21 protein-coding genes, 4 tRNA genes and 1 pseudogene are annotated in these 24,080 nt (G+C 64.3%); 8 read left to right on the top strand and 18 right to left on the bottom strand.

Annotation, left to right across the window (positions count from 1 at the left end; all coding sequences use genetic code 11):
* Window positions 1-55: 55 nt before the first annotated feature.
* From B0E46_RS10675 to B0E46_RS10660, 4 genes are all read left to right on the top strand, one after another.
* On the top strand, window positions 56-1,288 hold the full coding sequence (locus B0E46_RS10675; protein WP_077555751.1) for a TraB/GumN family protein: 1,233 nt from the start codon (window positions 56-58) through the stop codon (window positions 1,286-1,288).
* A 76-nt stretch (window positions 1,289-1,364) separates the two neighbouring features.
* Window positions 1,365-1,451: transfer RNA gene (locus B0E46_RS10670), tRNA-Leu, on the top strand.
* Between the two features lie 118 nt (window positions 1,452-1,569).
* On the top strand, window positions 1,570-1,779 hold the full coding sequence (locus B0E46_RS10665; protein ID WP_077555750.1) for a hypothetical protein: 210 nt from the start codon (window positions 1,570-1,572) through the stop codon (window positions 1,777-1,779).
* Between the two features lie 192 nt (window positions 1,780-1,971).
* Window positions 1,972-2,232 carry a hypothetical protein gene (locus B0E46_RS10660; RefSeq protein WP_077555749.1) on the top strand — a complete coding sequence of 87 codons (261 nt, stop codon included), beginning with the start codon at window positions 1,972-1,974 and terminating at the stop codon, window positions 2,230-2,232.
* A 92-nt stretch (window positions 2,233-2,324) separates the two neighbouring features.
* Here the strand turns inward: B0E46_RS10660 and B0E46_RS10655 are convergent, their stop codons facing one another.
* A complete protein-coding gene (locus B0E46_RS10655; RefSeq protein ID WP_077555748.1) occupies window positions 2,325-3,320 on the bottom strand; it encodes a DUF4105 domain-containing protein in 996 nt (331 codons plus the stop codon).
* A gap of 173 nt (window positions 3,321-3,493) precedes the next feature.
* Between B0E46_RS10655 and B0E46_RS10650 the strand changes: the two genes are divergently transcribed.
* Window positions 3,494-5,389 (top strand): alpha/beta fold hydrolase, encoded by a 1,896-nt coding sequence (locus B0E46_RS10650; RefSeq protein ID WP_077555747.1) that lies wholly within the window; start codon window positions 3,494-3,496, stop codon window positions 5,387-5,389.
* Window positions 5,390-5,480: 91 nt separating this feature from the next.
* Here the strand turns inward: B0E46_RS10650 and B0E46_RS10645 are convergent, their stop codons facing one another.
* From B0E46_RS10645 to serC, 13 genes and pseudogenes are all read right to left on the bottom strand, one after another.
* A complete protein-coding gene (locus tag B0E46_RS10645; RefSeq protein WP_077555746.1) occupies window positions 5,481-6,137 on the bottom strand; it encodes a DUF4142 domain-containing protein in 657 nt (218 codons plus the stop codon).
* Between the two features lie 16 nt (window positions 6,138-6,153).
* Window positions 6,154-6,363, bottom strand: a pseudogene (locus B0E46_RS17985) (hypothetical protein); the annotation flags it as partial.
* Window positions 6,364-6,423: 60 nt separating this feature from the next.
* Complete coding sequence (locus B0E46_RS10640; RefSeq protein ID WP_077555745.1) at window positions 6,424-7,659, bottom strand: ABC transporter permease; 1,236 nt, start codon at window positions 7,657-7,659, stop codon at window positions 6,424-6,426.
* A 10-nt stretch (window positions 7,660-7,669) separates the two neighbouring features.
* Window positions 7,670-8,992, bottom strand: a complete 1,323-nt coding sequence (locus B0E46_RS10635) for an ABC transporter permease (RefSeq protein WP_077555744.1) — start codon at window positions 8,990-8,992, stop codon at window positions 7,670-7,672.
* 184 nt (window positions 8,993-9,176) lie between these two features.
* Window positions 9,177-9,250: transfer RNA gene (locus B0E46_RS10630), tRNA-Cys, on the bottom strand.
* Between the two features lie 83 nt (window positions 9,251-9,333).
* Window positions 9,334-9,409, bottom strand: a tRNA-Gly gene (locus B0E46_RS10625).
* A gap of 148 nt (window positions 9,410-9,557) precedes the next feature.
* Window positions 9,558-9,633: transfer RNA gene (locus B0E46_RS10620), tRNA-Gly, on the bottom strand.
* A 55-nt stretch (window positions 9,634-9,688) separates the two neighbouring features.
* Entirely contained in the window at window positions 9,689-10,282 is a 594-nt protein-coding gene (pgsA, locus tag B0E46_RS10615; RefSeq protein WP_077555821.1) for a CDP-diacylglycerol--glycerol-3-phosphate 3-phosphatidyltransferase, read from the bottom strand.
* A gap of 72 nt (window positions 10,283-10,354) precedes the next feature.
* The gene (uvrC, locus tag B0E46_RS10610) at window positions 10,355-12,181 is read right to left on the bottom strand and encodes an excinuclease ABC subunit UvrC (protein ID WP_077555743.1); all 1,827 of its coding nucleotides are present in this window, start codon (window positions 12,179-12,181) and stop codon (window positions 10,355-10,357) included.
* 44 nt (window positions 12,182-12,225) lie between these two features.
* Window positions 12,226-13,002 (bottom strand): 3-deoxy-manno-octulosonate cytidylyltransferase, encoded by a 777-nt coding sequence (gene kdsB, locus B0E46_RS10605; RefSeq protein WP_077555742.1) that lies wholly within the window; start codon window positions 13,000-13,002, stop codon window positions 12,226-12,228.
* A 60-nt stretch (window positions 13,003-13,062) separates the two neighbouring features.
* Window positions 13,063-14,385, bottom strand: a complete 1,323-nt coding sequence (aroA, locus tag B0E46_RS10600; RefSeq protein ID WP_254425117.1) for a 3-phosphoshikimate 1-carboxyvinyltransferase — start codon at window positions 14,383-14,385, stop codon at window positions 13,063-13,065.
* Window positions 14,386-14,433: 48 nt separating this feature from the next.
* Window positions 14,434-15,522, bottom strand: coding sequence for a prephenate dehydratase (pheA, locus tag B0E46_RS10595; protein WP_077555741.1), 1,089 nt, complete (start codon window positions 15,520-15,522; stop codon window positions 14,434-14,436).
* Window positions 15,523-15,597: 75 nt separating this feature from the next.
* Window positions 15,598-16,683, bottom strand: a complete 1,086-nt coding sequence (gene serC / locus B0E46_RS10590; RefSeq protein ID WP_077555740.1) for a 3-phosphoserine/phosphohydroxythreonine transaminase — start codon at window positions 16,681-16,683, stop codon at window positions 15,598-15,600.
* A 268-nt stretch (window positions 16,684-16,951) separates the two neighbouring features.
* Between serC and B0E46_RS10585 the strand changes: the two genes are divergently transcribed.
* Window positions 16,952-17,785 (top strand): LysM domain-containing protein, encoded by an 834-nt coding sequence (locus B0E46_RS10585; RefSeq protein WP_254425125.1) that lies wholly within the window; start codon window positions 16,952-16,954, stop codon window positions 17,783-17,785.
* A gap of 61 nt (window positions 17,786-17,846) precedes the next feature.
* On the opposite strand, the gene B0E46_RS10580 is transcribed toward B0E46_RS10585, so the two are convergent.
* The 3 genes from B0E46_RS10580 to B0E46_RS10570 all read right to left on the bottom strand — a co-directional run bounded on the left by B0E46_RS10580 (window position 17,847) and on the right by B0E46_RS10570 (window position 20,977).
* Complete coding sequence (locus B0E46_RS10580) at window positions 17,847-19,550, bottom strand: serine/threonine-protein kinase (RefSeq protein WP_077555739.1); 1,704 nt, start codon at window positions 19,548-19,550, stop codon at window positions 17,847-17,849.
* A gap of 10 nt (window positions 19,551-19,560) precedes the next feature.
* Entirely contained in the window at window positions 19,561-20,085 is a 525-nt protein-coding gene (locus B0E46_RS10575; protein ID WP_077555738.1) for an FHA domain-containing protein, read from the bottom strand.
* Window positions 20,086-20,209: 124 nt separating this feature from the next.
* Entirely contained in the window at window positions 20,210-20,977 is a 768-nt protein-coding gene (locus tag B0E46_RS10570; RefSeq protein ID WP_077555737.1) for an FHA domain-containing protein, read from the bottom strand.
* Between the two features lie 79 nt (window positions 20,978-21,056).
* On the opposite strand from B0E46_RS10570, the gene B0E46_RS10565 reads away from it, so the two are divergent.
* Together B0E46_RS10565 and infA are read left to right on the top strand one after the other, a co-directional pair.
* Window positions 21,057-21,332, top strand: coding sequence for a polyhydroxyalkanoic acid system family protein (locus tag B0E46_RS10565; protein WP_077555736.1), 276 nt, complete (start codon window positions 21,057-21,059; stop codon window positions 21,330-21,332).
* A gap of 124 nt (window positions 21,333-21,456) precedes the next feature.
* The gene (gene infA / locus B0E46_RS10560; RefSeq protein ID WP_007508585.1) at window positions 21,457-21,675 is read left to right on the top strand and encodes a translation initiation factor IF-1; all 219 of its coding nucleotides are present in this window, start codon (window positions 21,457-21,459) and stop codon (window positions 21,673-21,675) included.
* Between the two features lie 116 nt (window positions 21,676-21,791).
* Here infA and clpA read toward each other — a convergent pair whose 3' ends face one another.
* On the bottom strand, window positions 21,792-24,071 hold the full coding sequence (gene clpA, locus B0E46_RS10555) for an ATP-dependent Clp protease ATP-binding subunit ClpA (RefSeq protein WP_077555735.1): 2,280 nt from the start codon (window positions 24,069-24,071) through the stop codon (window positions 21,792-21,794).
* Window positions 24,072-24,080: the final 9 nt, after the last annotated feature.

Genomic DNA, 24,080 nt, shown 5'->3' with positions numbered 1-24,080 from the left:
GCATGGCCAGCGTCCCCATGCTTGGATTTCCCACTGAGACCGGCCTGCTGATCGCATGAGTGTTCCCGAAACCGACCTTGCCCTGTTGCCTGCCTTGCAGGGCCAGCCGATCGAGCGCGTGCAGCGTGACGGTGTGGAGTATGTGGTGCTCGGCACCGCGCATGTCTCCCGCAGCAGCGTGGACGCCGTCGAGGCACTGCTGGCACACGAGCATTTCGATGCGGTGGCGATCGAGCTGTGCGACAGCCGCGCGCAGAGCATGCGCGATCCGGAAGCGTTCAAGCAGATGGATCTGTTCAAGGTGATCCGCCAGGGCAAGGCCGGCATGGTCGCCGCCAGCCTGGTGCTGTCGACCTTCCAGAAGCGCCTGGCCGACCAGTCCGGCATCCAGCCCGGTGCCGAGATGAAGGCAGCGATGGACGGGGCCGACCAACGCCATCTGCCGGTCTGGCTGATCGACCGCGAGGTTGGCACCACGCTCAAGCGGGCCTGGCACAGCGTCGGCTTCTGGCAGCGCTTCGGTCTGCTCGGTGGTCTGCTGGCCAGCGTGTTCGAGCGTGAGGAAATCGAACAGGGTGAGATCGAGAAACTGAAACAGGGCGACTTGCTGGAAAGCGCGTTCAGCGAATTCGCCAGCGAATCGAAGCCACTGTTTCAAAGCCTGATCAGCGAGCGCGATGCATTCATGGCCGCACGCCTGCGCCAGGACGCTGCCCGCTCGGCGACCGGCGAACCGCGACGCGTGCTGGTGGTGATCGGTGCCGGCCATCTCAAGGGCTTGTGCGAACTGCTGCGCACCGGGCAGGACGACCCGGCCACCAAGGTCGCCGAACTGGCCGCCACGCCGCCCAAGGCACGCTGGCCGAAATGGCTGGCCGCGGGCGTCGTGCTGCTGGTGTTTGCCGCGATCGCTTTCGCCTTTCATCGCAATGCCGCGTTGGGTACCCAGGCACTGACCGCATGGGTGCTGTTCACCGGCGGCTTTGCCGCACTCGGTGCCGTGGCCGCCGGCGGCCACCCGCTCAGCATCCTCGCCGCCTTCATCGCCGCACCGATCAAACCGTTCCGCCCCGGCATTCCTGCCGGCGGCATCAGCGCGATGGCGGAAGCCTGGGTCCGTCGCCCGCGCGTGGTCGATTTCGACAGCCTGCGCGATGACATTGTGCACTGGAGCGGTTGGTGGAAGAACCGCGTCGCGCGCACCCTGCTCAACTTCTTCCTGGTCAGCGTGGGCACGATCATCGGCGAGTACAGCGCCGGCATCCACATCGTCAAGAGCCTGCTCTGACCTGCAGGTTGCAGGCGGCACACATGCTACGATTCGCGCCGCCTGCAGCCCCGTCTGCCGTGCGCTCGAACATCCGGCCCGGATGGCGAAACTGGTATACGCAAGGGACTTAAAATCCCTCGGCCGCAAGGCTATGCGGGTTCGACCCCCGCTCCGGGCACCAACACTTCCGAAATATCTTGCACTCAAGAGTCCGCCGGTAGCGGCGGCCTCTGCATTCACCCTTCAGTAACGGTTTTTACATCATGCTTTCTCCTCGTCCAACCAGCGTGGAGGTCGTCATGGGAATTCTGGATACCTTGGGTGAAGTTGTTGGTGCGGTGGCAGCTGTGGAAGGCGCAGAGAAGCTCGATCCGAATGCGGGACTTCTGACGAAAGGCATTGCTGCGGTTGCCGGCTTCAAGGGTGCCGGTGCGCTTGAGGAATTGGTCGGGAAGAAGGAAGGTGAATCGGCCGAGGCGGATGCCCAGGCCGCCGATCCGCAAGCCTGATATTTCCACGGCCCCATTTCGGGGCCCACCGCCTGAAAGCAAAAGGGTCGCCGGGTGCGGCCCTTTTGCGTGGTGTGGCCAGGGCATGGATCGACAGGCAGGCTGGGCCATGTGAGATGCACAAGCCGTGGATTTGCATGCGATGTCGACATGCGACAATGAGACTCCACGCAGGCAATCCAGCAACCGCCCATGACCGCCTCCAAAGACGCATTCCGACGTTTTCAGGAAGAACTCGCCGCACTCGACAACAAACATGAGCAACTGCCATCGAAGGCATCCGGCGGCACGAAAATGGACCAGGCAAAGTCCGAATTCCTGGCGCTGCAAAAGCGTCACAAATTGACCGTCGCCGATGTCGTGGCCTTTTTCCCGGAGGAAGAAGGCATTGCTTATTTGCAGCAACTCATTTCCGCGAACGAAGCAAAATCCTCACGTGTGAAGAAGCGCTGACAGCCTGTCAGGCTTGCGGCGAGGCCTGCGCCGACGATGGCCGCACTGGCCCATTGCCGATCGGCCAGCCGATCCCATGGCGCCGGCTGATCTCAGCTGGCCCGTATCGCCGTGGAGAAATCGTCTCCCGAGCTGCTTCTTGCCTTCTCGGTGATGCGGCTGCGCTGTCGCAGTTCCGCGATCGGCACGCTTCGATCCAGCGCGCCCACCTTGTAGAGGTACTCCGGCAGGTAGCCGGTCAGCAGCAGGCGGATGTCGCGTGGCAGGCCCGGCTCGATCTGTTTGGCCATGCGATAGACGATGGTCGTGCAGTTCGACGTGATGGTGTTGTAGAAGGCCGGCGTCACGGCCAGCGTGTTCGCGCCCCTTACGTAGGAAAGGAACAGCGCGCGCATGGCCGCCCTGTCCATGCGCAGCGGATACAGGTAATCGTCCTCGCCACGTACATTGGTGCGTACACGGATGATGTCGCGCTCATCGGCCGCGACCAGGATGGTTTCGAACTGCTTGAAGAAACCGCCGATTGCCGAATACTGCTGGCCGCGCTTCTTGCGGATCTCCACCGAGAAAACCACGTGGCTGCCGTCGTCGAAGCCGAACGAGATCATCGCGTGCGCGATTGCCGCGCTGCCCCAGTACGACAGCACCGCATCGGCCGTGGCCAGATGATCCAGGTCGTAGCGACGGGTTTCCCAGCGGGCGTCGTAGTCGTCGTCGGTGCGCCAGTTGAAGTTGCGCACGTTGTTCAAGGTGACTTGACTGCCCTGCACCGTGCCGGTGAGCAGATGGGAAACATCGTCTGCCCAGGTCCGGTTGTTGGATGGCGCGATACTGGCCCACCAGCACAGCAGCACCGCATAGATCACGGCATAGAAGCCAGCTGGCAGCCAGCTGCGCCGGTTGACCGCCAGGGTGACCAGTGCGATCACGCCAACCATCCAGATCGCGCTGCCGATTGTCCGTGTGATGATGCTGCCCGGCAGCTGGTACCAGAGCGCGAGCGCGCCCCACGCGCCCGAACAGCATGTGACCAGCGCAACCAGGGCGATGAACGCCATCCTGCCGATCGTGCGGAGCTTCTTCAGCATGTTTGTTCCCGCCAGGTCGGCCAATGCTCCAAGCGTGCAGCTTTGGCCACGCGAACACAACGCCAGGCGGCCGGCTCCAGTCGCCGCGGATCGGCCGTCATGCATGGAGTCGTCGGGATAACCCACGATGGCTACAATCCCGCAACCACCCGGCTGAATGGACAGGACGCAGCATGAAACGTGGAACGCGCACCTGGATCATGCGATGCGCCGCCCTAGTCGTGCTGCTTTGCCTCAACGCCTGTGCGATGGTCGGGGTAAGCCGCGTCAAGACGCACGACTACATCAACGAGCGGCGTGCCGATGTGATCGGTGCCAATCGGCTGAGCGACCGTACGGTACAGGCGCTCAATGTCGTTGCCTTGACTGTCGACAGCTGCAAGCGCGAGTTTGCCGCCTGCACGGATACCGTGGCGCATTCGCCGGGACTGAATGACGAGCAGCGGCTGTCTGCGCTTTCCGAACTATGGCTGGCCAAGGCGGTTCGCACAGACCGGGCCAAGGCCGGCGTGACCATGGAGGATGAGACCCTCGATGCATTCCTGCAGTCCGCACGCTATGCCTACGCCTATCTGTTCTATACCGCACGCGCGCCGGCCGACCGCGCCTTCGCGCTGCGCCAGGTGCAGGTGATCGGTTTCTACAACTTTGCGGTGCAGCGCGCGGTGAGCCGCTTCTTCCAGGAACTGCCGCAGCTGGGCACGCAATGGACGCAGACCTCGCTGGCCGGCTGGACCGTGATGCGCCCGCAGAGCGACCTGCGGCTGGCCGACAACGCGCGCGCCCCCACGGAACTCATTCCAGCCGCCGACCTGCGCTTCAAGGGTCTGCGCAACGTCTACCAGCGCGATGGTTTCGGTTCGGACTTCGTTGCCGTGACACCGCCGGAAGCGCCAGACGACGATGTGCCATGGCGCGAACCCGACTATGCATCGATGACCGGCGCGCTGGTCTTCGATGGCGGCACGCTGGACGAGGTGCTGGCGACCAGGCAGGTCCGCCTGCTGGTGCGGGATCCCTACCGCGACGACACCATCACGATCGGCGGTCGCACGGTGCCGCTGGGCGCCAACTTCACCGCAGCCTATGGCATCTGGCTGGCCCGCTCCGGCTTCGCCAGCCAGTCGATCCGTTCCCTGCTCGGCCGCGAGGGCGGCATCACGACGCCGCGCGTGCTGATGATGCAGCCGTACGACCCCAACCGCCTGACCGTGGTGATGCTGCATGGGCTGGGCAGCAGCCCGGAAGCATGGATCAACGTGGCGAACGAAGTCATGGGTGACGAGGAGCTGCGCCGCAACTACCAGGTGTGGGAGATCTACTACCCCACCAACGCACCGGTCGCGGTCAACCTCGCCAATATCCGCAAGGCACTCGATGCCACGCTGCAGCACTTCGACCCGTCCGGCCATGCGCGTGCGTCGCAGAACATGGTGCTGATCGGGCACAGCATGGGCGGCCTGATCGCGCGGCTGCTGGTGTCGTCCAGCGGCGACCGGCTGTGGAGCCTGGTGCCGGCGCGTGCGAATCTTTCGCCGGCGAAACGCGCCAGGCTGCACGAACGCCTCGCGCCTTATCTGCAGTTCACCCCGATGCCGCAGGTAACCCGTGCCGTGTTCCTGGCCGCGCCGCATCGCGGCACGCCCTACGCGCAGCACCGGCTGGCACGCTGGATCGGCAACCTGGTCCGCCTGCCGGTCAGCGTGTTGAAGGAAGTGGCCAGCCTGTCCGACCTGCTGAAGGACGATGCCAACAAGGGATCGCCGCTGCGCATCCCCAACGGCATCGACAACCTCAGCGACACCGACCCGTTCATCGTCGCGGCCGCGAACCTGCCGATCTCGCCGCGCGTGCGCTATCACACCATCGTCGGCGTCTATAAATCGAAAGGTCCGCTGCAGGACAGCGACGACGGCCTGGTGCCCTACAAGAGCGCGCACCTGGACGGTGCCGACTCCGAACTGGCCATCCCGTCATGGCACAGCGTGCAGGAAACACCCGCCGCAATCCTGGAGCTGCGCCGAATTCTCCGGCTGCACGTTGCAGCCCTGGAGGAAGCCCCGAGATAGTTCGCGCAGGCTTTGCCGATCCTGGATCAACCGGTGAGTCAACCAACAGAGGCAGGTCACGCGCTGGCCGTGCCGACTGCTGGCGACAGGATCAATGCTGGCCACTCTTGGTTGCCGGCGCCACGACCGGTGTCGCCGGCGCCGTGGGCGTGATGGCTGGGTTGTTATTCATCGGATCGTTCGAGAACGACTTGGTGGTCTGATCCATCGACTTGTCACGCGCATCGTAGACGGCAGCCAGGTCTTTCGCCGTCTTCAGATGATCGTTGAGCGTCGGCAACGTGGCCTGCGCAAACTGGCGAACATCGGCATCGGTGCCCTTCTTGCCCTCCTGGTTGAATGCCTTGAGCGCCTTCTGGTGGTCCTTGACCATGTCTTTCAACCAAGCCTGGTCAAAAGCACTGCCACTCTTCGCCTGCAGATCTTTTTCTTCCTTCTGCACATCGCTCGAAGATGTCGTGGACAACGTGACCTGCTTGCTCGCCGCCAGGGCCTTGAGCTGATCGTCCGCCTTGGCATGGTCATCCACCAGACGCTGCGCAAGTGCCTTCACCTTGGCATCCGAAGACTGCTTCAGGGCCAACTGGCCCATGTCGACCTCCGCCATGCCGGCTGCCGAGGCATCCTGCATGAACGTGGCATCGGCCTTGCTCGGCGCCACCGCTGCAGCAGCATGGACTGCCGTCAGCATCACGACGCCGAGCACAAGCCCGGTAGCGATTCGGGGGGTCACGTGACGTTTGCGCATGCCGGTCTCCTGAGGTTCAGACCACAGATGAGACCGAATCCCCCGGGAAGAAAACGTGATGGTTGCGCCGCCACGGACGAATCACGCGACGGCGCCCCATCGGGAAGTCCTGCAACGCCTCCACTACCGGCAGGCTGATGAAGCTGGCCTCGCCCGGAGTGTGCCATGCGCGCTGCGTGGTCTTCTGGTAGTCGGACGGTTTCGCATCGAAGATGTTCGGTACGAATCGCGGCCGATTAGCGATACATCACGTTTGCAGCCCTCCCCGAGCCGAAGGATTCGAAACTCAAACCGACCGTGTCGCCACGACCGGCGGTACGTTGGAAGCACGGCGTGCAGGCACCAGCACCGCGGCCTGGCCGAGCGCGAGCATGACAAGCACGCCTATGGCTACGAAGAACACCGGAAGACGCGTCATCTCGTAATGCGTCATCAGCCATGCGTTGAGGCCAAACGCAAACAGCGCGCCGGCTACCGCACCGCCTCCGGTGATCAGCAGGTTCTCGACCTGAAAGTAACGCAGGATGTCGATCCTGCGGGCACCAAGTGCACGCCGTACGCCAATCTGCCGGTATCGCTGACCCACCCAGAAACTGGTCAGGCCGACGATGCCTGCGGCGGTGACGCAAAGCAGAATCACGCAAATCACGCTCATCAGCAACGCCATGCCGCGATCCTGGCGATAAGCCCTGGCGCGTATCTCGGAAAACAAATGGATACCGGCCCAGGGCTCGGGCATCAGGCGCATCGGGTTGACTGCGAACAGCGCCTTGCGTATTTCACGCATCGCCGCTTGCTCGCGCCCGGGACGCGCGCGCACCACATAGCCTGCATAGGCGTCATCGGCACGTAACGGCTCCAGCACCGAGTTGTAGGCCCAGTTGCTGTCCGACTGCCTCGGTGTCTGCAGCCGCTCGACGATGCCCACGATGGTCGATGGCTTGCCATCCTGGTACACCGTCTGGCCGAGTGCGTTGCCGTTCGGAAAGAGCTTGTCGGCCACGGGTTTGCTCACGATGACGACGGGCGAGCCGGCCTGAGCACGTCCGTTGCGGATCTCGCTGGCCTCGAAGTCGCGACCGGAGATCAGGTGCAGGCCCAGGGTGGGCCGCAAGTGCTGGTCGCCGTAGTAATAGGCCACCTGCACGGATATGCCTTTCTGGCCCGCATCGAGGGTGATATCGCCGGCCGTATACCCGCCCAGCAAGGGGGTGCTTGTCGATGCAGCGACGTCCTGCACATCCGGCAGGCTCCGCAACGTATCGAGATCGGTGCGCTGCAGGACGTCGAGCTGCTCGATGGTGCCGGCATCATCGCCACTGGGCGCCCCTGGCCATTGCTGCAAGACCCGGATCAGACCACTCTCGTCAAGACCTGTCGGGCGATCCATCCGCTCGATACGTTGGCCGATGATGAAGATCGCATTGGCGACGATCGCCAGCGTCAGCGCGATTTGCAGCACGATCAGTAGCACGGCGACCTTGTGCCGTCGCAATGCAGCCAGGATCGGATGAACGCTCATGGCGCGATCCTCACGATGCCTTCAACTGCCATGCGGGCTGTACGCGCGAAGCGCGATAGGTAGGGTAAAGGCCTGCGAGCAAGGTGGCGGTCACGGCAAGCAGCAGCGTGAGCGAAAGCAAGGCGGGGTCGATCCTCGCCAGCGCGGCGAACGATGCAGGCAAGACCTGACCGAGGCAGAGCACGCCCATGGCCGTAAACAGCAGCCCCAGGACGCCGCCTCCGACCCCAATGACACCAGCCTCGGTGAGGAATTGTGCATAGATCGCCTTGCGCGATGCGCCCAGCGCGCGCCGCACGGCGATCTCGCCGCTGCGGCGCAGGAACTTGGCCAGCAGCAAGCCGATCGTGTTCACAAGGCACACAATCAACAGGCCTTGTGCTGCCAGCAGCGAGACCTTGGTGTCGCGGGGTACGACCTGCTCGTAATCGAGAAACGCCGGCACGTCGCGCAGACGGTTGTTCGGCGCCCAGTGAAAGCGGCCAGCTCTTTGCTGCTCGCTTGCATAATCATCGAGATATTGCCGATACCGTCGTGCGGCCGCCGCATCACTCAGTTCGGCCATATAGGCGATCCACACGCAATCCGAGTGTTGAAGCCCGGCGAAGTCGGATTGAGGATCGCTCGTGCCTTTCCTGCAACCGTCCCAGCCGTCGTTGATCATACGGATCGCAACCGAATGCCGGAACGGCAGGAACACATCGGGGTCGCGGACACTGTAGCCGGGATGCACATCGAAGAAGCGCGGCTGCGGATCCCAGTCGCTCATCACGCCGACGATACGATAGTCGTGATTGTCGATATCGATCGCCTTGCCGACGCTGTTGCCGCCACCGAAAACCTGCTGGTTGAGCTTGTCGCTGATCACCGCCACCGGCAACTGCTTGACATCGTCGTCGGCGCTCCAGCCATGGCCGTAATGAAACGGCACATCCAGCATGGGGAAGAATTCGCCGTAGACCGCATAGCCATCGAGTGGAACCGGGCTGCGGTTCCGGCTCGTGCCTGTCGGCATCACGGACGGTGCAACCGGATAGATCGCCGATTGCCGGGTGGCCCGATGTTGGCGCATCAGCGCCATCGCATCGGTGTAGCCCAGTGCATCGGGAGGCTCGTCGCCCGGGCCGCGAAAACCCGGGCCCCATGCGTCGATCTGCGGCACGAACAGTCGTGACGACTTCCAGGGGATCGGATCGCCGGACAGACCGCGGAATACCGAATACGTCGTCATCGACACCGCCACGCCGAAGCCAATCGACAGGATCATCAGTGCGGTGAGGCCAGGGCTTCGCCGCAGGCTGCGCACAGCCAGTTCGAGGTAGTAACCAAACATCCGTTTTCCCCGTGACGACCCGTCGTCTGCAAAGGCCCGTATGGCTGCGCCAGAACTCGCGTCGGCGGCCTTCACGGAAGCTTACGTGGGGTTTTCGCTGAACAACAGATGTCAAAGGCGGGTTTGATACTCGCATCAAGCCAAAGAAAAAGGCGCCCTGGGGCGCCTAAGTCTTGGTTTGCAATGGAGGCCTAGGTCGGAATCGAACCGGCGTACGCGGCTTTGCAGGCCGCTGCATGACCACTCTGCCACCAGGCCATTGCTCGGTGCATCGCGATCGTGATGATCGCAGGTGCTTTTAAAAAAGCAAAACCCCGGTGAACCGAGGCTTTGCGTGAAACTGGAGCGGGAAACGAGACTCGAACTCGCGACCCCGACCTTGGCAAGGTCGTGCTCTACCAACTGAGCTATTCCCGCATCGGAGCCGCGAATCATAACAGAACGATGACGCTTGTGAATAGCCGCAACATCGTTTTGTCGATCCGCTTTCGCCGAACCCGGCAGCTGGCCAGGCACACGTCGAAAACGACAAAGCCCCAAACATGTCGGGGCTTTGCAGAAAAACTGGAGCGGGAAACGAGACTCGAACTCGCGACCCCGACCTTGGCAAGGTCGTGCTCTACCAACTGAGCTATTCCCGCATTGGAGCCGCGCATTCTAATACGTGAATGCGGATCGTCAAGCCCATTTCGCGGATCAGCCTTTGCTGCCTGGCGTGTCGCCGCGCAGGATCGGCCACGCGGCGCGCAGGTAGTACAGGCCGGACCATATGGTGAGAACGCCGGCAATCACCAGCAGTGCCTCGCCGATGTGGTACAGCCGCAGCGCCTCGGCGGCCTTTTCATGCTGCACGATCAGCACCACCAGCGCGACCATCTGCATGACGGTCTTGAGCTTGCCGACCAGGGCCACCTTGACGGTGGCGCTCATGCCGATTTCGGCCATCCATTCGCGCAGCGCCGATACGCTGATCTCGCGCCCGACAATCACCGCGGCAGTCACGGCCATCAGGATGCCGGGCCAGCCGCCGCGGTGGGATTCCACCAGCAGGAACAGGGTCACCGCCACCATCAGCTTGTCGGCTACCGGATCGAGGAACGCGCCAAACGCCGAGGTGAGGTTCATCCGGCGCGCCAGGTAACCATCCAGCCAATCGGTCACCGCCGCCAGCACGAATACGATCGCCGCCGTGATGTTGTGTCCGCGAAATGGTGCATAGAAGACCACCACCATGACCGGCAGCAGTGCGACGCGAAACAGGGTCAGCCAGGTCGGCAGGTTGATGCGCATGATTCGTTCCGGATATTTGCCACAGTGTCGCATGCCCGTATGGCATCAACGAGTGAAAACAGGTTCATGCATTCAGCCATGCAGGCTGGCATAGATGCGCTCGGCCAGGCCGCGATCGATGCCCTTGACTTGCATCAGCTCCTCGACGCCGGCGCTCTCCACGCCGGCGAGGCCGCCGAAGGCCTTGAGCAGTGCCGAGCGGCGACGCGCGCCGATGCCCTGGACATCCTCCAGCACGCTGCGCTCGCGCGCCTTCTCGCGTCGCTTGCGATGACCGCTGATGGCGAAGCGATGGGCTTCGTCGCGTACGGCGGCGACCAGATGCAAGGCGGGGGATGACGAGCCTGGATGCAGCTCTCGCCCGGAGTCGGCAAGCACGAGGGTTTCCTCGCCCGCACGACGCCCAGGCCCCTTGGCAACACCGACCACCTCGATACCCGTGACTCCGAGATCCCGCAGCACATCCAGTGCCTGCGCCACCTGCCCGCTGCCGCCGTCGATCAGCAGGATGTCCGGGCGCACACCCTCGCCTTCGGCAACCTTGCGGAAACGTCGGGTCAGCGCCTGGTGCATGGCAGCGTAATCGTCACCGGGCGTGATCCCGGCGATATTGAAGCGCCGGTAATTCGACTTCTCCGGCCCCTCGGGGCCGAACACCACGCACGAGGCGACGGTCGCCTCGCCCATGGTATGGCTGATGTCGAAGCACTCGATGCGGCGTGGCGATGCAGCCAGTTCGAGTATTTTCTGCAAATCGTCGAAGCGTGCGCCCAGCGTCTGCCGGCTGGCCAGCCGGGCGGTCAGCGAAGCCTGCGCATTGCGCTCGGCCATCTGCAGGAATTGTGCGCGATCGCTGCGCACGCTGGATTTCAGCTCGACCGCATGGCCGGATTGCTCGGCCAGCAGTTCCGCCAGGATGTCCTGATCGGCAATCGGCTCGCCAAGGATCAGCTCGCGCGGCACCGGCCGGTCGAGGTAGTACTGCGCGATGAACTGGGCCAGCACGTCGGCCGGCTCGGCATCCAGCGGCAGGCGCGGAAAGAAGTCGCGCGTGCCGAGGCTGATGCCGTTGCGGAAGAACAGCACGCTGATGCAGGCCATGCCCGATTCGATGCGGCAGGCGATCACGTCCATGTCGGCGCTGGCGCCGTGCACGTGATGCTGCGCCTGCAGCTGGCGCAGAGCGGCCACCTGGTCGCGCAAGGTTGCCGCCCGTTCGAACTGCAGCGACTTGCTGGCGCGCTCCATCGCCTCGGCCAGTTCGTCGATCACCGCATTGCTGCGCCCTTCCAGAAACATCTCGGCATGGCGCACGTCGCTGCGGTAATCCTCGACGCTGATCAGCTGCACACACGGCGCGGTGCAGCGGCCGATCTGGTGCTGCAGGCACGGCCGCGAGCGATTGCGGTAGTAACTGTCCTCGCACTGGCGCACCTTGAACAGCTTCTGCATCAGGCTGAGGCTCTCGCGCACCGCGTAGGTGCTCGGGTACGGCCCGAAGTAGCGCCCTGGCAGGTTGCGCGCACCGCGATGGAACGCCAGCCGCGGATAGTCCTCGCCGCCGGAGAGGTAGATGTACGGGTAGCTCTTGTCGTCGCGCAGCAGGATGTTGTAGCGCGGCTTCAGCGACTTGATCAGCTGCGACTCCAGCAGCAACGCCTCGCCCTCGGTGCGCGTCACGGTGATCTCGACGCGCGCGATCTGCGCCACCATCGCGGCGATGCGCGGTTCCATCCGCGGCTTCAGGAAATAACTGCCGACGCGCTTCTTGAGATTGCCGGCCTTGCCGACGTAAAGCAGGTCGCCGGCGGCGTCGAAGTGACGATAGACACCGGGCGAGGAAGTGAGCGTGCGGACGAAGGCCTTGCCGTCGAAGGGTGGCGGTTGCAGGGATGGCATGGCGGCATTCTAGCGACTGCGGTCGATGCCACCCATATGGTGATTCACCGATGCGTAAGCAACCACTGCTCGGCACGCTCCAGGTCGGACTCGGTATCGATGCCGGGCGGGAATGGCTCCGGCGTCAGACGTACCGCAATCGCATGGCCGTGCTCGAGCACACGCAGCTGTTCCAGCGACTCGGTCTGTTCCAGCGGCGTGCGCGACAGGCGGGTATAGCGATCCAGGAATCCTGCACGGTACGCATAGATGCCGATATGCCGCAGGAACGGCGAACCGGACGGCAGCGCATGCCGGTCGACGGCAAACGCATCGCGCGCCCACGGCAACGGCGCACGACTGAAGTACAGCGCGCGTCCATTCACCCCACGCACCAGTTTCACCACGTTTGGATCGAACAGTTCCTCGGCGTCGATGATCGGCGTCGCCAGGGTGGCCATCGGCGCGTTGTCGCCGGCCAGTGCCTTGGCCACGGCGCGAATGCCGGCAGCCGGCGCGAACGGCTCGTCGCCCTGCAGGTTCACCACGATGCTGTCCTCGGCCCAGCCGTACAGCGCCGCGCACTCGGCCAGCCGGTCGCTGCCCGAGGCGTGGTCGCTGCGCGTCATGCAGATATCCACGCCCTGCCCGGCCAGCACATCCGCGATGCGCTGATCGTCCACCGCCACCACCACCTGACGGGCGCCGGCCTGCAGTGCTCGCTGCGCTACCCGCACCACCATCGGCACGCCACCGATCTCGCGCAGCGGCTTGGCCGGCAGACGGGTCGAGCCGTAGCGGGCGGGAATGGCGACGATGAACGGCGGCACAGCGTTGGACATGGCAAGGCCTTCAACCGGGCGGTGAGACTGGCATCAACAATACACGTTCCTGATTGCAGTTCAGTCGGCCACCTGCAGCGCGAAGCCGCAGCCGTTGGCAAGTTCCAGAAAACCCGGGAACGAGGTGGCGACGTGAGTGCAGTCGTTGATCCGCACCGGGCCGCTGGCGACCAGCCCGGCCACTGCGAAGCTCATCGCGATGCGATGGTCGAGATGGCTTTCCACCGTGCCGGTACCCAGCTGCCCGCCATGGATGATGGCACCATCCGCAGTCTCCTCGATCATCGCGCCCAGCGTGCGCAGGCCACGGGCCATCGTCGCGATGCGGTCGGACTCCTTCACCCGCAATTCGGCGGCACCACGGATCACCGTACGGCCACTGGCCACGGCGGCAGCGATGAACAGTACCGGGAACTCGTCGATCATGTCCGGCACCAGCGCCTCCGGCAACTCGATGCCGCGCAGCGGCGCATGACGCACGAGCAGGTCGCCGACCGGCTCGCCACCAGCCTCACGTTCGTGCTCGACCGTGATGTCCGCGCCCATCAGGCGCAGCGCCTGCAGCAGCCCGGTCCGGCGCGGGTTGAGGCCGACCGCCGGCAAACGCAACGCGGAACCCGGCACGATGCTGGCCGCGACCAGGAAGAATGCCGCTGAGGAAAAATCGGCCGGCACGTCGACATCGGTGGCATGCAGGGCATGACCGCCGCCAAGTTTCGCGCGGCCTGGCGAAAAATCGATCGGCCAACCGAACGCGGCCAGCATGCGCTCGGTGTAATCGCGGGTCGGGTGCGGCTCGATGATCTCGGTTTCGCCAGTTGCATACAGGCCCGCCAGCAGCAGCGCGGACTTCACCTGGGCACTGGCCACCGGCAGCTCGTAACGGATGCCACGCAATGACTGGCCGCCACGTACCTGCAACGGCGGCAAGCCATCGTGCGCAACGATACGCGCGCCCATCGACGCCAGCGGCTCGGTGACCCGGCGCATCGGCCGCTTCGACAGCGATGTATCGCCGACCAAGGTGCTGTCGAACGCCTGTCCGGCCAGCAGACCCGTCAGCAGGCGCATGCCGGTGCCGGCGTTGCCGCAGTCCAGCGATTGCGTCGTGCCACGCAGGCCATGCAGGCCGACGCCACGCACCACGCGTTCGCCCGCCGCGGGCGTCTCGATATGCACACCGAGCTGCGCCAGCACGGCGGCGGTAGCGCGAGTGTCCTCGCCTTCGAGGAAGCCTCGAATGCGCGAGTCCCCTTCGGCGATCGCCGCGAGCATCAATGCGCGGTGCGAAACGGACTTGTCACCGGGTACTGGCACGCTGCCGTGCAACGGCCGACCCGGTCGACTGTTCCAGTCCAGACTGCGCTGGTCGATGGGATTCAAGCGAAGTTCTCCGTGCGCGATCGCGCCTTGCAGCGGTCGTGCGCCATGTCAGGGCAAGGCCACCGGGTAGGAACCCAGCACGCGTATCGTGGCCGCCGACTCGCCGATCTCCTGCACGGCCGCCTGCAAGGTGGCATCGTCGATATGACCGGAGACGTCGATGAAGAATGCGTACTGCCACTTGCCGGTATGCGCCGGCCGCGATTCGATCCGGTTCAGGCTGACGCCATGCTTGGCGAACGGGCTGAGCACGTCGTACAACGCGCCCGGCTTGTCGTTCACGGTGATCAGCAGCGAGGTACGGTCGTTGCCGGACGGCGGGAACAGCGAGCGGCCGATCACCAGGAAACGCGTGGTGTTGTCCGCGCGATCCTCGATGCCCTGCGCCACGGTCTTGAGGCCGTAGACCTTGCCGGCGGTCTCGCCGGCGATGGCGGCTGCATCGTCGGCATGCCTTGCCAGCCGCGCTGCTTCGGCATTGCTGCTCACCGCGATGCACTCGACGCCCGGCAGGTTGATGCGCAGCCAGGTCTTGCACTGCTGCAGCGACTGCGCATGCGCGTAGACACGCTTGACGTCTTCCAGCTTGCCGGCCTGCGAGTGCAGGCACTGGTGCACACGCAGTTCCACTTCGCCGCAGATGGTGGCTGCGGAGGTGAGGAACATATCCAGGGTGACCTGGATCATGCCCTGCCCGGAGTTCTCCACCGGCACCACGCCGAAGTCGGCGTGGCCGGCAGCGACTTCCTGGAACACTTCCTCGATGCTGCCCAGCGGCAACCCGTAGGCGGCATGGCCGAAATGCTTGCGCACGGCCTGCTCGCTGAACGTGCCCTCCGGTCCGAGGAAGCCTATCTTCAGCGGGTCTTCCTGCGCCAGGCAGGAGGACATGATTTCGCGGAACAACCGCACCATCTCGGTATCGGACAACGGCCCCTGGTTGCGATCCACCACCATGCGCAGCACATGCGCCTCGCGCTCGGGACGGTAATAATCGATCGCCGAAAGCCCCGAGCCTTTCACCTTCGCTACCGTCTGCGCATGGTTGGCGCGCTCGGAAATCAGCTGCTGGATCTGCCGGTCGATGCTGTCGATGCGTTCGCGCATCTCGCTCAGCGATGTTTTTGGATCGGTCATGCTTTGGCCGCCTGGAAGTAAAGAAGTCCAAATGATGGACAGACATCATGCCCGAAATGCGGCCTCCATGGCCAATCATCCGTGCCGCTGCGAAAAATCCTTCATGAAGCTCGTCAACGCCTGCACCGCTTCCAGCGGCACCGCGTTGTACAGAGATGCGCGCATGCCCCCGACGGCCTTGTGCCCCTTCAGCGCGAGCAGGCCGGCAGCTTCCGACTCCTTCAGGAACACCGCATCCAGCGCGCCATCGTGCAGGGTGAACGGCACGTTCATGCGCGATCGGGCCGCCGGATCGACCGGGCTGCGGTAGTAACCGTCCGAGCCGTCGATGGCCTGGTACAGCAGCTTCGCCTTGGCGCGGTTGCGCTCGCCGATCGCGGCGACGCCGCCCTGCTCCTGCAGCCACTGGAAAGTCAACCCGGCCAGGTACCAGCCCCAGGTATTCGGCGTGTTGAGCATCGAGTCGTTCGCCGCATGCTCGGCATAACGGAAGATCTTCGCCATCGGGCGCCCAGCCCGCTGCAGCAGGTCGCGCCGGATGATCATCACCACCAGCCCGGAGGGGCCGATGTTCTTCTGTGCGCCGGCGTAGATAAGCCCGAAGCGCGAGACATCCAGCGGCTCGGACAGGATGTTCGACGACATGTCCGCCACCAGCGGCACCGCGCCCACATCGGGAACATCGTGGAATTCCACGCCGTGGATCGTCTCGTTCGGCGTGTAGTGCACATAGGCGGCCTGCGGATCGAGCCGCCAGCTTTCGCGAGGCGGCAGCTTCAGATAGCGTTCGGCCTCGCCGCTGGCCGCCACGTTCACCCGCAGATACGGTGCCGCCTCGCTGACTGCCTTCGCGCCCCAGTGGCCGCTGACGATGTAGTCGGCGCAGTCGTCGGCGCCGGCCAGGTTCATCGGGATCTGCGCGAAGTGCTGGGTGGCGCCGCCTTGCAGGAACAGCACGGCATAGTCGGCGGGAATCGCCAGCAGCGAGCGCAGCTCGGCCTCGGTCTGCGCGGCCATCTGGGTGAAGCGCCTGCCGCGATGGGACTGCTCCATCACCGAGGCGCCGCTGCCATTCCAGTCCAGCATCTCGCGCTGGGCGCGTTCGAGTACCGCCTGCGGCAACGCTGCCGGACCGGCGCTGAAGTTCCAGACTCTGCTCACGTGCTGTTGCGTCCCGTCATGGTGTCCCGTGCATTATGGCGCGGCGCAGCATGGGGTGGTCAACATGGCGCTTCACAGCGGCTCGATACTGCGGGCGAGCGAGGAAGCGGAGCGGGCGATGAGGGCAGCCGTTACAATGCTGGCACGGCCTGGCGAACAGGTCACCAGCAACCGGCGGGGGCGTATGACATTGGCGAGGCAATTCCGTTTCGACGGATCGTGGTTCAGGCAAGCCGCCCTCGTCGCCATTCTGTTGGCTGCCTTGGGCGTGACAGGCTGCGCCCAGGTCAACGCCCTCAAATCGAAGGCCGGCGGAAATCCGGCTACGGCGAGCACGCCACCACCCACCCGGACGGAGACTGGCCGCACGCTCTCGTTCGCGGCGATCGTCAATGAGCTGCAACTTGGCCACTACAACGATGGCGAACAGGATCTGAGGCAATATCTGGCACAGCATCCTGGCGACCGCCCCGCGCAGGCCATGCTGCACCAGCTTACGGTCGACCCCAAGCAGGCGCTTGGCACCCGCTCGCGTACCTATGTCGTGCAGGCTGGCGACTCTTACAGCACGCTGGCCGCACGCTATCTGGGCGACCCCGGGGCGTTCCTGATCCTGGCGCGCTACAACGGATCGGCCAATCCTTCCGTGTTGCGCACGGGCGAAACGATACGCCTGCCTGCGTCAAATCCCGCTGCATCAGCGACGACGGGCGCCGCCCCGAATGCATCCGTCGGCGACGCATTGACGGCACCCGGCGGCGAGGCATCTGCCAGTGAATTGCCTGCGGCGAAGGCACAGCGATTGCAGCGGGAGAGTCTGTCCCTGCTTGATCAAGGGCAGAACGATCAGGCGATGGCGCGTCTCGGCGAAGCCTTGTCGATCGATCCTGGACTGAAACCGGTTGGACCACAGGCAGTTGCGCTGCGCGAACAACTGCTGTCCTCCTACCACGAGCGTGCGATCGTGCTGTACCGCGACCAGCAACTGGACCAGGCCATCTCGCTATGGGATCGCATCCTGGCCATCAACCCGAATTACGAGCCGGCGGTCATCTACCGGGCACGCGCACTCGAACTCAAGCATCGACTGAAACAGATCTGAGTTCCACCATGCATTCGACCTGGCCTGCCGCTCGACAGGCGGCAAGAAAGAATGGAATACCTCAGGTCGCTTCTTCATCGGCAGCGGCTGGCGTGATGAGTTGCGTCGGTTGTGCGGCGTCATCCGCCACGGCAGGACGGGGTGTCTGCCCTGCCGGGTGCTGTCGTGTCTGCAGCGCGCCGTTCATCAGATTGAACGCGGTGAACAACCGACCCAATTCATCCCTGCGCTCAAGGCGGATGCGGTGGTTGAAATCTCCCCGGGCGACCCTGAGCAACGCGTCGCCGAGCATGTCCAGCAGGGCCAGCGGCCGCCTGAACAGCCAATAGGCGGCGCCGACCAGGGCCGTCAGGGTCAGCACGAGAACGGCAACGATCACCCACAAGGTCGTTTTCTGGGCGATGCGCAATGGCTCATTGCTGACGCCCAGGCGTAGCTCACCGACGGCCTTTGCCTGGTAGCTGACCGGTACGTCGAACAACAGCATCTCGTCACGATGCGCACCGTCCACGATCTCGCCGCGATAACTCTCGATGCCATATGCCGACGACAGGTATTTCTGCTCGCCCGGCGCAGACAGTTTCTGCCCGATTTCCGCTTGCCGGGTGCTGGCGACGATGTCGCCATGTCGATCGGCAATCGCGAGATAATGGATCTGCTGGTTGCGCGCGACATCTTCCACCAGCGCGCGGGTAGCGGCGTGATCGCCCAGCAACAGGTTCTCCGCTGACTCGCTGGCGACCATGCGTCCCAGGGAACTGCCGAAATCCAGCGCAAGACCGGTGACGGCCTTGTTCTGCTTGGCATAGATCGCTGCCAGGCCCAGCAGCAGGACCAGGCACAGCGTGATTCCCAGGGCACCCGCCCAGCGCAGACGCAGCGAGATGATGCGGTTGGCCAGCGGCTTTTGGCGCAAGCGCTCATATTCGCGGCTTGCCATGCGCAGATCGTCGACGACTTCGCTGCCACGTTGGTAACGTGCCGAGGCCGTGGGCGCCAGCAAGGTGTGCACGATGTCGATCAAGATCGCCGGTGTGGCTGGATCAAGTGGTTCGACCGCCGGACGTGGTGAGCGTTGCCGCTCCCTGATCAGGCGTCGCACGTCTACGGTTTCCGACCAGGGCAACTTGCCGGTGAGCATCCAGTAAAGCACCACGCCCAGCGAAAACAGATCGCATCGTGCATCGGCTGGCTCGCCACGCATGCGCTCCGGGGCCATATAGGCGGGCGTACCACCAATCTCGGCGCGCTCCCCTAGTGCGGCATCGTGCATCCCTGCGCGGTCGGCAATGCCGAAATCGCTGATCTTGGCGTAATGCCAGCCCTCGGCCAGCATGATGTTTTCCGGCTTGATGTCGTGATGGATGACACCTTGAACGTGGGCGTAATCGAGTGCGGCAGCGATCTGCGTAGCCAGTTCGATGATCACTGGCAGTGGCGGCAACCCTTCGCTGGCAATCCGGCTGGCAAGCGTCTCGCCGGAGAGACGCTCCATGGCGATATATGAGCGACCGTCGTCCGTCTCGCCCGCGTCGAAAATCGTGACAATGTGAGGATGGGTCAGATTGCCGGCCGCACGGGCTTCGATCAGGAAACGCTGCCGGTAGCCGGGATCGGAAGCCACCTCGCGGTGAAGGCACTTGATGGCTACCTGCCGTTCGATGCCGGGATCGAAACCGGCATAGACGACCGCCATCGCTCCTTCGCCAAGAATTCCCTCGATGCGATAGCGCCCAAGGGTTGATGGCCACGCATGCTCATTCATCGTGGCGGCATCAGAGCAGCCACCAAGCCAACACGCCCAGGCCGATCAGCGCGACCAACCCGATCGCAAGGCGAACGAGGTGCCTGGAAGCGGGCGAGTGGCGATCACGAGTGAGAAACACCAGCTCGACCTGCCCCAGGCGGATGCGATCGCCGTGCTTGAGGGTTGCCTGGTGTATCCGCTTGCCATTCACGAAGGTGCCGTTGGTGGACAACGTGTTCATGATGACGCAGCGCCCCTGCTGATTCATGATCCACGCATGCGAAGAGGAGACGCTTGGGCCATTGACGACAATATTGTTGCTGGCAAGTCTGCCGATCGACTGGCGGCCAGGGAGAACGGGGAAGCGTCGCCCGCCAAGCTCCGGGCTGATGCTCTCCAGAACCGGCTTGTGCACGCTGGCACGCGCCTCGGATGCCTCACCCGCCTCGGACGCAAGTTGACGCAGATCCTCCTGGGCGAAGAATCGCGTTCCCTGCGGACCGGAGGAACGCTTTCCGGAAGCAGCAGGCGATATGGGGCGCGGATTATCCATGGGATGTTTCAAGCATTGGATCTGCTTGGCATTGTAGCCGGCCGCGAGGTCGTTTCCGGCTGTGCGTCACGATTCCGGACGACCGCCTCCACGACCGCGGGAATCTGCCGTGCTGCCGGCGGCCTCAGAAACGAATCAGCAGCACCAGCGCAATACCCAGTGCCAGCACCGCGGCCGTGACGATCAGCCACCACACCTCGCCTGTCGGGCCGGCAGCCTCCTCCGGCAAGTGCTCCGGCAGCGGCTCGGGCAGCACGATCTCCGGCTCCGGCTCCATCCCCGGCCCATCGACCACGAAGCGGTGCATCGCCAGGCCGATCTGATCGCCCGGCTGCAGCGCCAGCTTCTCCACGTTGACGCCGTTGACCCGCAACGGATGGCGTGCGGATGACTGGATGGCTTCCAGCAACAGCTGGCCGTCCTGCCAGGAAATGCGCAGCGTGGCGACATCGCCTTGCGGCAGCTCGAGCGGACAACGTCCCTGCGACCCCAGCTCCAGGCTGTCCTGCAACGGCAGGACACGGCCGGACAGCGGGCCGGCTACCGCACGCAGTGCCACCGTGCAGCGGCCTTGTTCCGACACGTTGAGCGGCGCACGCGACGAGGGATCCTCATCAGCCCGCAGCAGCATGCGGCAGTCCCCCACGCTGACCACATCGCCGGGACGCAGCAATGCACGCTCGCGCACCGGCCGGGCATTGACGTAGATGCGATCCGCCGACGGCAAGACCTGCAGCACCCAGCCACTGCGATCCTGCTGGATGCGCAGGTGCCGGGGCGCAGCCTGGCTGGCCGCAAGCACGAGGTCATTGTCGGGCGCGCTGCCGATACGCAACTGCGCCTGCGCCCAGTGGAAATCCTCACGGGCCGCATTGGGGAATTCGATACGCATGGATCAACCGCCGGAAAGACCGCGAAACTCTAGCATGCAGCCGCATGGCATTAAGATGCGAATTTGCCCGGAGCCTGCCATGCCCAAGATCGACATCCGCCGTCCGCATCAACTGCCGATTGCCGAGGCCCGTGCCGTGGTCGACAAGGTGGCCGAGCGGATGCGCGAAAAGCTCGGCGTGGACGGGCAATGGCACGGCGACACGCTGCGTTTCTCGCGACCCGGCGTGAGCGGCACCATCGACGTCGGCAGCGATGCGATCCAGGTCCATGCCGAGCTCGGGCTGATGTTCTCCCCGCTGAAGGGGATGGTCGAACAGGAAATCCGGCGCAAGCTGGACGAACATTTCGCCTGATCGTCGCCGGGATGCGCTGAATGGCCCCGGGGCGCCACCTGATGTTTCTTTAACCAGAACCACAATCCATGGCATAATCGACGGCTTACGCAGCCATGACGGCTGTGCGTGAACCCCGGAACACATGGCCAAAGACGACGTCATCGAAATGGAAGGCACGGTCCAGGAGACCCTGCCCAACACCATGTTTCGTGTGCAACTTGAGAATGGGCACGTGATCATCGCCCACATCTCCGGTCGCATGCGCAAGCACTACATCCGCATCCTCACCGGCGACAAGGTCAAGATCGAAATGACCCCGTACGACCTGAGCAAGGGCCGTATCACGTATCGCATGAAGTAATCCGATCTGATCCTGATGCGCTGAAACGCAACGGGGAAGATCCGATACGAAGGTGCTGGAAACGAAAGGCGGCGCAATGCGCCGCCTTTGCTTTGCCCGTCATTTCACGAACCGGTTCAGCCCGGCTCGACCACGGCCGGCAGCTTCTCGATCGCCTCGCAGTCGACCCGCAGCTCGCCGTCGCGCACGCTCAGGCGTACCTTGCCGCCCTCGGCCAGCTTGCCGAACAGCAGCTCGTCGGCCAGCGCGCGCTTCACCTTCTCCTGGATCACCCGCGCCATCGGACGTGCGCCCATCTGCGGGTCGAAACCGTGCTCGGCCAGCCAGCGGCGGGCTTCGGAATCCACGTCCAGGCTGACCTGCTTCTCGGTCAACTGGCTTTCCAGCTCGATCAGGAACTTGTCGACCACGCGCAGGATGTGCTCGAAGTCGAGCGCGCTGAACTGGATGATCGCGTCCAGCCGGTTGCGGAACTCCGGCGTGAAGATGCGGCGGATCACTTCCATCGCATCCGACTCGTGCTTCTGCTCGACGAAGCCCATGCTGCGCCGCGCCGCGATCGCGGCACCCGCGTTGGTGGTCATCACCACCACCACGTTCTTGAAGTTCGCCTCGCGGCCGTTGGTGTCGGTCAGCACGCCACGGTCCATCACCTGCAGCAGGATGTTGAACACATCCGGATGCGCCTTCTCGATCTCGTCCAGCAGCAGCACCGCATGCGGATGCTTGGTCACCGCCTCGGTCAGCAGGCCGCCCTGGTCGAAACCGACGTAGCCCGGAGGCGCGCCGACCAGCCGCGACACCGAATGGCCTTCCATGTACTCGGACATGTCGAAGCGGATCATCTCGATGCCCAGCTGCATCGCCAGCTGCTTGGTCACCTCGGTCTTGCCCACCCCGGTGGGGCCGGCGAGCAGGAAGCAGCCGATCGGCTTGGACGGATCGGCCAGCCCCGAACGGGCCATCTTGATCGATGCGGCCAGCGCCTCGATCGCCGGATCCTGGCCGAACACCACCATCTTGAGGTTGCGCTCCAGATTGCGCAGCACGTCGCGGTCCGACGCCGACACCTGCTTGGCCGGAATGCGCGCCATCTTGGCGATGATGTATTCGACCTCGCTCACGTCGACCTTGCCGCTGCGCTGATCCAGCGGCAGCAGCCGCTGGCGTGCGCCCGCCTCGTCGATCACGTCGATCGCCTTGTCCGGCAGCAGGCGGTCGGGAATGTGCTTGACCGACAGGTCCACCGCGGCCTTCAGCGCCTCGTTGGTATAGGCGACGTGGTGATGCTCCTCGAAGCGCGAGCGCAGGCCCTTGAGGATCTCGATGCTGTCGGCCACGGTCGGCTCGACCACGTCGATCTTCTGGAAACGGCGGGCCAGCGCGCGGTCCTTCTCGAACACGCCGCGGTATTCCTGGAACGTGGTCGAACCGATGCAGCGCAGCTCGCCCGAAGCCAGCATCGGCTTGATCAGGTTGCTGGCGTCCATGGTGCCGCCCGACGCCGAACCGGCGCCGATGATGGTGTGGATCTCGTCGATGAACAGGATCGCGCCCGGCTGCTTCTTCAGCTGGGCGATCACGCCCTTAAGGCGCTTCTCGAAATCGCCGCGGTACTTGGTGCCGGCCACGAGCGCGCCCAGGTCCAGCGACCAGATCGTGGCGCTTTCCAGCACTTCCGGCACTTCGCCGTCGACGATGCGCTTGGCCAGACCTTCGGCCAGCGCCGTCTTGCCCACGCCGGCTTCGCCGACATACAGCGGGTTGTTCTTGCGCCGGCGGCACAGCACCTGGATGGTGCGCTCGATCTCGTCGGTGCGCCCGATCAGCGGGTCGATCTTGCCTTCCAGCGCCAGCTCGTTGAGGTTGCTGGCGAACTCGTGCAGCGGATTGCCCTTCGGCTCGCCGCCCTCCTCGCCTTCGCGCTCGCTGCCGCCGGACACGCCGGCCGCCGGCTCGTCGCCGATCTTGGCGATGCCGTGCGAGATGTAATTGACCACGTCGAGCCGGGTGATTTCCTGCTGGTGCATGAAATACACCGCGTGCGAATCCTTCTCGCCGAAGATCGCCACCAGCACGTTAGCGCCAGTAACCTCTTTCCGTCCCGAGGACTGCACGTGGTACACCGCGCGCTGGAGCACGCGCTGGAAGCCCAGCGTGGGCTGCGTATCGCGCTCGTCGCCGTGCGGCAGCACCGGCACGGTCTCGGCGATGATGCGTTCGAGTTCGCCCGACAGCCGCGGCAGATCCACGCCGCAGGCACGCAGGGCACCGACCGCCGACTGGTTTTCGGTCAGCGCCAGCAGCAGGTGCTCCACCGTCATGAACTCATGGCGCTGTTCGCGGGCCTGCTTGTAGCAATGGCCGATGGTGACTTCCAGATCCTTGCTGAACATTCGGATCGT

It is taken from the genome of Rhodanobacter sp. B04 (assembly GCF_002001125.1).
In the GTDB taxonomy this organism is placed as follows: Bacteria; Pseudomonadota; Gammaproteobacteria; order Xanthomonadales; family Rhodanobacteraceae; genus Rhodanobacter.
This window is presented reverse-complemented; position numbering and strand designations above follow the sequence as displayed.

Excerpts from the sequence above, each read along its gene's own strand:
- B0E46_RS10675 (WP_077555751.1), top strand. The coding sequence starts at position 56 with ATGAGTGTTCCCGAAACCGACCTTGCCCTGTTGCCTGCCTTGCAGGGC.
- B0E46_RS10665 (WP_077555750.1), top strand. The coding sequence starts at position 1,570 with ATGGGAATTCTGGATACCTTGGGTGAAGTTGTTGGTGCGGTGGCAGCT.
- B0E46_RS10660 (WP_077555749.1), top strand. The coding sequence starts at position 1,972 with ATGACCGCCTCCAAAGACGCATTCCGACGTTTTCAGGAAGAACTCGCC.
- B0E46_RS10655 (WP_077555748.1), bottom strand. The coding sequence starts at position 3,320 with ATGCTGAAGAAGCTCCGCACGATCGGCAGGATGGCGTTCATCGCCCTG.
- B0E46_RS10650 (WP_077555747.1), top strand. The coding sequence starts at position 3,494 with ATGAAACGTGGAACGCGCACCTGGATCATGCGATGCGCCGCCCTAGTC.
- B0E46_RS10645 (WP_077555746.1), bottom strand. The coding sequence starts at position 6,137 with ATGCGCAAACGTCACGTGACCCCCCGAATCGCTACCGGGCTTGTGCTC.
- B0E46_RS10640 (WP_077555745.1), bottom strand. The coding sequence starts at position 7,659 with ATGAGCGTTCATCCGATCCTGGCTGCATTGCGACGGCACAAGGTCGCC.
- B0E46_RS10635 (WP_077555744.1), bottom strand. The coding sequence starts at position 8,992 with ATGTTTGGTTACTACCTCGAACTGGCTGTGCGCAGCCTGCGGCGAAGC.
- pgsA (WP_077555821.1), bottom strand. The coding sequence starts at position 10,282 with ATGCGCATCAACCTGCCGACCTGGCTGACCCTGTTTCGCGTCGCACTG.
- uvrC (WP_077555743.1), bottom strand. The coding sequence starts at position 12,181 with ATGCCATCCCTGCAACCGCCACCCTTCGACGGCAAGGCCTTCGTCCGC.
- kdsB (WP_077555742.1), bottom strand. The coding sequence starts at position 13,002 with ATGTCCAACGCTGTGCCGCCGTTCATCGTCGCCATTCCCGCCCGCTAC.
- pheA (WP_077555741.1), bottom strand. The coding sequence starts at position 15,522 with ATGACCGATCCAAAAACATCGCTGAGCGAGATGCGCGAACGCATCGAC.
- B0E46_RS10580 (WP_077555739.1), bottom strand. The coding sequence starts at position 19,550 with ATGAATGAGCATGCGTGGCCATCAACCCTTGGGCGCTATCGCATCGAG.
- B0E46_RS10575 (WP_077555738.1), bottom strand. The coding sequence starts at position 20,085 with ATGGATAATCCGCGCCCCATATCGCCTGCTGCTTCCGGAAAGCGTTCC.
- B0E46_RS10570 (WP_077555737.1), bottom strand. The coding sequence starts at position 20,977 with ATGCGTATCGAATTCCCCAATGCGGCCCGTGAGGATTTCCACTGGGCG.
- B0E46_RS10565 (WP_077555736.1), top strand. The coding sequence starts at position 21,057 with ATGCCCAAGATCGACATCCGCCGTCCGCATCAACTGCCGATTGCCGAG.
- infA (WP_007508585.1), top strand. The coding sequence starts at position 21,457 with ATGGCCAAAGACGACGTCATCGAAATGGAAGGCACGGTCCAGGAGACC.
- clpA (WP_077555735.1), bottom strand. The coding sequence starts at position 24,071 with ATGTTCAGCAAGGATCTGGAAGTCACCATCGGCCATTGCTACAAGCAG.